The organism is Arhodomonas sp. KWT (assembly GCF_010993615.1).
This window is the reverse complement of the sequence record NZ_WNXE01000099.1, coordinates 9,133-10,793: the sequence shown is the minus strand read 5'-3', so window position 1 is coordinate 10,793 and position 1,661 is coordinate 9,133. Positions and strand designations below refer to the sequence as shown.

Here is a 1,661-nt window from a genome sequence, read left to right as displayed (position 1 = left end):
CGTTCAATCTCGCCGCCAGCGACGGCGGCAGCGGCTCCACGCCGCTGCGCCTGGGGTCCGCGGTCGCGATCGCCGACGCGGATCACACCGCGATCGCCGAGCTCGGCACCGGCGGTGGCGCGGACGTCACCGTGGACGGCAACGTCGCCGTCCAGTCCCTGCAGCGCCAGGCGAACCTGCGCAACTACGCGGTCAGCGCCGTCAATGCCAGTGCCAAGCGCAAGGACAAGGCGGCGGTCGGGCTCAGTGTCGCGCTGGTCTACAGCAACACCGCCCACGACACCCGGGCCTGGGTCGGTGACGACAGCTCCGTCACCGCGGCGAACATCGGTGTCGGCGCGCGCAATGCGGTGCCGTTGCAGACCGACCTGGACGACGCCCTGGCGGACATGGACCAGTGGGACGGCTACCTCTCGCTGCTCGAGCGGGCGAAAGACGTCTACGACGCGGGGGATGCGCTCTACAACCTGCCGAGCCAGTACGCCCGGGCCTCCGGCGAGGCCGACGACCTCGCCGCGGCCGGTGCGATCTCGGTGATGGAGACCGACATCGACGCCGAGGCCTGGGTGGGCAACGGCGTGACGCTGGAGTCCAGCGCCGCCGACCCGGCGCCCTGGAGCAGCGTGCTCCACCGCGAGTACGACGACACCGGTGCGCTCACGGCGCGCTGGCTGCTGTCCGGCCGGGTCGAGGGTACGGATGCCCTGACCGACGCCGAGCAGGACTGGGATGGCGGTGTCGGCATCCACGCCGACAACGCCATCGAACGCCTCGCGGTGGCGGGCAACCTCGGGCCGCTGCTCTTCGGGAACAGCGCGGAGGGCGGCTCGGTCGGGGCCGGCCTGAACATCGCGACCCACGACTCCAGCGCGACGGCCGGGACGGGGGTCAACGGCACCGTCACCGCGCCGGCGTTCGATGTCGCGGCCAGCGAGCGCAACCTGCGGCTGCTGGTCTCGCCTTCCGCCGGCAAGGGCAAGAGCGTGGCCGGCAACGGCTCCGCGGCGGTGAACGACGTCGCGAGCGACGTGGTCGCCGCGGTCGACGCCTCCACCACGGTGAACGCGGGCGTGGTGGACATCGGCGCGACCCACGACCTCGGCCAGTGGAGCGCGGTCGGGGCGGTGGCGCTCAGCGAGAACGTGGGCATCGGTGCGGGGTTCGCACTCAACAACGTCGATACCGACGTGCGGGCCCAGGTCGGTGACACCGCCGCGTGGCGGCCGGGCTGGGTCACGGCCCGCGACGCCGGCGCCGCCGCCACCTGGTCGGTGGACGGTCTGAATCTCGGCGCGGAGTCCCGCGGCCAGAACGGCGCGTTCGCCGTGGCCGGGGCGCTGGCACGGGCGAGCGGCAACAAGGACAGCGACAACACCGCCAAACGCAGCGACGACACCCGGTCCCGTGGCGACGGCCTGATCGGCACCATCACGGACAAGGCACAGCCGGCCCTGGACAAGCTCTCCACCTGGGGCGGTAACCTCGCGGGCTATTTCTCCTCGGACGGCGACAGCAAGAGCGCCGACAACGACATCCAGCAGAGCGACCGCTCGCTGCCGGCGAAGCTCTCCGGTGCGGGGTCGGCGACGTTCAACGTCTCCAACCAGCGCACGCGGGCGGCCCTGAACGACGTCACCATCGCGGCGCAGGCCGCGGACGTC

1 protein-coding gene is annotated in these 1,661 nt (G+C 72.4%); it reads left to right on the top strand.

Annotated elements, in window-relative coordinates; genetic code table 11:
* Positions 1-1,661: hypothetical protein (locus G7A99_RS13145; RefSeq protein WP_163140818.1), on the top strand; the 1,661-nt coding region annotated here is incomplete at both ends.